The sequence below is a fragment of the Klebsiella sp. ME-303 genome (assembly GCF_007910085.1).
Lineage (GTDB): Bacteria > Pseudomonadota > Gammaproteobacteria > Enterobacterales > Enterobacteriaceae > Klebsiella > Klebsiella michiganensis.
In genome coordinates, this window is the sequence record NZ_VOJB01000030.1 from 1 (window position 1) to 4,284 (window position 4,284).

At 49.5% G+C, this 4,284-nt stretch carries 4 protein-coding genes and 4 tRNA genes; 7 read left to right on the forward strand and 1 reads right to left on the reverse strand.

Annotated features, from left to right (window positions below; genetic code table 11):
• Nucleotides 1-243: 243 nt before the first annotated feature.
• Together murB and birA are read left to right on the forward strand one after the other, a co-directional pair.
• A complete protein-coding gene (gene murB / locus FQK12_RS00345; protein WP_014227489.1) occupies nucleotides 244-1,272 on the forward strand; it encodes a UDP-N-acetylmuramate dehydrogenase in 1,029 nt (342 codons plus the stop codon).
• Entirely contained in the window at nucleotides 1,269-2,231 is a 963-nt protein-coding gene (gene birA, locus FQK12_RS00350; protein WP_004097632.1) for a bifunctional biotin--[acetyl-CoA-carboxylase] ligase/biotin operon repressor BirA, read from the forward strand. The genes murB and birA overlap by 4 nt, the downstream gene beginning before the upstream one ends.
• Nucleotides 2,232-2,257: 26 nt before the next feature.
• Here birA and coaA read toward each other — a convergent pair whose 3' ends face one another.
• Complete coding sequence (gene coaA / locus FQK12_RS00355) at nucleotides 2,258-3,208, reverse strand: type I pantothenate kinase (RefSeq protein ID WP_014227490.1); 951 nt, start codon at nucleotides 3,206-3,208, stop codon at nucleotides 2,258-2,260.
• Between the two features lie 439 nt (nucleotides 3,209-3,647).
• On the opposite strand from coaA, the gene FQK12_RS00360 reads away from it, so the two are divergent.
• The 5 genes from FQK12_RS00360 to FQK12_RS27550 all read left to right on the forward strand — a co-directional run.
• Nucleotides 3,648-3,723 (forward strand) — tRNA-Thr (locus FQK12_RS00360).
• Nucleotides 3,724-3,733: 10 nt separating this feature from the next.
• Nucleotides 3,734-3,818: transfer RNA gene (locus FQK12_RS00365), tRNA-Tyr, on the forward strand.
• A 119-nt stretch (nucleotides 3,819-3,937) separates the two neighbouring features.
• Nucleotides 3,938-4,012, forward strand: a tRNA-Gly gene (locus tag FQK12_RS00370).
• A gap of 5 nt (nucleotides 4,013-4,017) precedes the next feature.
• Nucleotides 4,018-4,093: transfer RNA gene (locus FQK12_RS00375), tRNA-Thr, on the forward strand.
• Between the two features lie 116 nt (nucleotides 4,094-4,209).
• Nucleotides 4,210-4,284, forward strand: a 75-nt coding sequence (locus FQK12_RS27550; protein ID WP_010436276.1) for a hypothetical protein, incomplete at its 3' end; no start/stop codon positions are given.

Sequence of the window (4,284 nt, forward strand, 5' to 3'; positions counted from 1 at the left end):
CCGAACTCAGAAGTGAAACGCCGTAGCGCCGATGGTAGTGTGGGGTCTCCCCATGTGAGAGTAGGGAACTGCCAGGCATCAAACAAGTGAAGAGCCCATCCTGACGGATGGGCTTTTTGCGTTTTCGTCGTTTAAAATTGCCAGATTTTAGTCACGCCATGGTACCTGCTCCCCCTGACAATCAGGAAGCCTTCCCTCGCTATATACGGTAAACTAATGCAGATTTTGCATCTGGAAGCCATTATGAGCCACTCACTTAAGCCCTGGAACACCTTCGGTATTGACCGTTCTGCCAAAGCGATTGTACGCGCCGAAACTGAAAAACAGCTACTGGATGCCTGGCAAAATGCCACCGCAGAGCGCCAGCCAACCCTGATCCTTGGTGAAGGAAGCAATGTTCTGTTCCTGAAGGATTATTCCGGTACGGTCATTATCAACCGTATTATGGGGATAGAAGTGAGTGAAACATCTGACACGTGGCATTTACATGTTGGTGCAGGAGAAAATTGGCATCAGCTGGTCCAGTTTGCGCTAAATAACGGAATGCCGGGCCTGGAAAATCTTGCTTTGATTCCTGGCTGCGCCGGCTCCTCGCCGATTCAAAATATTGGTGCTTACGGCGTTGAATTACAGAAAGTTTGCCGCTACGTCGACTGCATTGAGTTGGTCACGGGTGTGAAACAGCGTCTTTCCGCTGCTGAATGTCGCTTTGGCTACCGGGACAGTATTTTTAAACATGAATATCAGGACCGCTACGCCATTGTGGCGGTTGGTTTGACGTTGCCAAAAGCCTGGCAACCCGTTTTGACCTACGGTGATTTAACCCGGCTCGATCCGCAAACCGTTACCCCGCAGCAGGTATTTGACGCCGTCTGTCATATGCGCATGACCAAACTCCCCGATCCAAAAGTGAATGGAAATGCGGGGAGCTTCTTTAAGAACCCGGTCGTTAGCGCGGACAAGGCGCAAGCGCTGCTGGCGACCTATCCGGGTATCCCTCACTACCCTCAGCTGGATGGCAGTATGAAACTTGCCGCCGGCTGGCTTATCGATCAATGCCAGCTTAAAGGTAAAGTGATGGGTGGCGCAGCGGTGCATAGCCAGCAGGCGCTGGTATTGATCAATCAGCATCAGGCAACCAGTGAAGACGTGGTTGAGCTGGCTCATTACGTACGCCAGCAGGTTGGTGAGAAGTTTAATATTTGGTTACAGCCGGAAGTGCGCTTTATCGGTGAAACGGGTGAAGTTAATGCCGAGGAGACCATCGCATGAAAGACTACACCGTTCCTTTGACGCTAATATCGATCCTGGCCGACGCTGAATTTCACTCAGGTGAACAGCTTGGCGAGCGTTTAGGGATGAGTCGGGCAGCAATCAACAAGCATATTCAAACGTTACGCGATTGGGGAGTCGACGTATTTACCGTTCCGGGTAAAGGCTACAGTCTCCCTGAGCCTATCCAGCTTCTGGATGAAGAGCAGATCGCCAGGCAGATCGAGCATGGCCGGGTAACCGTACTACCGGTGATTGATTCCACGAACCAGTATCTTCTGGACAGACTTAGCGAACTGCAATCGGGTGATGCCTGCGTGGCTGAGTATCAGCAGGCAGGTCGCGGCCGCCGCGGGCGCAAGTGGTTCTCGCCGTTTGGTTCTAACCTTTACCTTTCAATGTACTGGCGACTGGAGCAGGGCCCTGCTGCGGCTATAGGTTTGAGTCTGGTCATTGGGATCGTCATTGCCGAGGTGCTGCAAAGCCTGGGGGCGGATAAAGTTCGGGTGAAATGGCCAAACGATCTCTATTTACAGGATCGGAAGCTGTCCGGGATCCTGGTGGAACTGACGGGGAAAACCGGCGATGCTGCGCAGATAGTCAGCGGCGCGGGGATCAACCTCATGATGCGCCGGGTGGAGTCTGATGTTGTCAATCAGGGTTGGATCAGCCTCCAGGAGGCAGGGATCTCTATCGATCGTAATACGTTAGCGGCTTGTCTGATTAAAGAGCTGCGGGCGGGGTTTAAACTTTTTGAGAATGAAGGTCTGGCACCCTATCTCACCCGCTGGGAAAAGCTCGATAACTTTATTAATCGACCGGTTAAACTTATTATTGGCGATAAAGAGATCTTTGGTATTTCGCGAGGTATTGATGCTCAAGGCGCATTATTACTGGAGCAGGACGGGGTGGTAAAACCCTGGATTGGCGGTGAGATATCATTGCGCAGCGCTGAATAAAAAAAGGGGAGCTAACGCTCCCTTTTTTATTTTCTTAAACGCACCTGATTCACCGAGTGGTTTGCGCTTTTGGTCATTATAAGGCTGGCTCGCTCACGGGTTGGTAGAATGTTCTCTTTTAAATTCAAAAGATTAATCTCATTCCACAGCGATGTGGCAATATCAATTGCTTCATCTTTAGACAGCTGAGCATAGCTATGAAAATAGGAGTCCGGGTCGGTAAACGCGCCTTCGCGGAATTTCAGAAAACGATTGATATACCAGTTTTTTAGCAGTTCTTCAGGCGCATCAACGTAAATTGAAAAATCAACGAAGTCCGAAACAAATACATGATGCGGATCGTGTGGATAATCCATGCCGCTCTGCAGAACATTTAATCCCTCAAGAATTAATATATCAGGCTGCGTGACGGTTTTATCCCCATCAGGGATGACGTCGTAAATCAGATGTGAATAGACCGGCGCCGTAGCGTCAGGAACGCCGGATTTCAGGTCTGAGACGAATTTAACCAGGCGATGCATGTCATAAGACTGCGGGAAGCCCTTCTTCTTCATCAGGCCGCGTTCTTTCAATACCGCGTTAGGATGCAGAAAACCATCTGTCGTGATTAATTCTACATGTCGATGTTCAGGCCAGCGGCTCAGCAATGCTTGCAGCACGCGCGCGGTAGTGCTCTTCCCGACCGCCACGCTACCCGCAATGCTAATGATGTAAGGAATACGTTGGCCGTTGGTGCCAAGGAATTGTTCCAGTACAGCCTGGCGGCGCAGATTAGAGCTGATATAGAAATTGAGTAAACGCGACAGCGGCAAATAAATTTCCGCTACTTCTTCCAGGGAAAGATCTTCGTTGATGCCTTTTAACCGCGTGATTTCTTCTTCTGTTAGCGTCATCGGAACGGAATCACGAAGCGCAGCCCATTGGTCGCGGTTAAATTGTAGATACGGTGTCATTAACGTTTGCTCTTTTAGGCTCATAAGCATGCTCTTGCAACCGCCGAATTACATGAAGGCGGGGTGCTTCACACTAGTTAATCAGGACAATGGGCAGGAGGGTAACACCAGATTGCGAGGAATAATAAGAAAAAAACTCATTGAATGATGCTTTCTAAAGGTAGCATCACAGAGATGAATGGTTTGGTAAGGGGATATAAAGTTCTCAGCAGAGACCCGTGGGTTATTCATTGAATCGGGTGGTCAGGTGATGGGGTATCGATGCCGCTTTAGCGACATCACTCTACTTTTTGCCCTCCTCGGCAACCCTGTCCGTGAGGATGATTGGCGTATTTTTGTCCTGCTCTGTTTGAAATTACACCATTTTTTCTCGTTTGAGAACAAAATGTGAGCAATAGAACATTTTCTGCAATTTTTTAGTTGCATGAACTCGCAGGTCTCCCTAGAATGCGCGCTACTTGATGCCGACTTAGCTCAGTAGGTAGAGCAACTGACTTGTAATCAGTAGGTCACCAGTTCGATTCCGGTAGTCGGCACCATCAAGTGCCTGGTGGGGTTCCCGAGCGGCCAAAGGGAGCAGACTGTAAATCTGCCGTCATCGACTTCGAAGGTTCGAATCCTTCCCCCACCACCATCTTTCGGCAACGCTTTGCGGAGCCAGAGTTGATTGGTTAAACTGGTCAGCTCAAACAAAAAAAGAGACGCTTCTCTTTTTTTTGTTATAGAAAGAACTGGGTAGCCGAGTTTCAGGATGCGGGCATCGTATAATGGCTATTACCTCAGCCTTCCAAGCTGATGATGCGGGTTCGATTCCCGCTGCCCGCTCCAAACGTGCTGATATGGCTCAGTTGGTAGAGCGCACCCTTGGTAAGGGTGAGGTCCCCAGTTCGACTCTGGGTATCAGCACCACTTCTTTATCTCTCCTCCCCTGTTTCTCTCTTGTTTATTGCATTCAACAAGTCGGGCATGTTGCCCGGTTGATGTGGTGATATCACCGATTTATCCGTGTCTTAGAGGGACAATCGATGTCTAAAGAAAAGTTTGAACGTACAAAACCGCACGTTAACGTCGGTACTATCGGCCACGTTGACCATGGTAAA

What these genes read in the sequence shown, in the direction of transcription:
- murB (WP_014227489.1), top strand. Translation starts at nt 244, where the DNA reads ATGAGCCACTCACTTAAGCCCTGGAACACCTTCGGTATTGACCGTTCT.
- birA (WP_004097632.1), top strand. Translation starts at nt 1,269, where the DNA reads ATGAAAGACTACACCGTTCCTTTGACGCTAATATCGATCCTGGCCGAC.
- coaA (WP_014227490.1), bottom strand. Translation starts at nt 3,208, where the DNA reads ATGAGCCTAAAAGAGCAAACGTTAATGACACCGTATCTACAATTTAAC.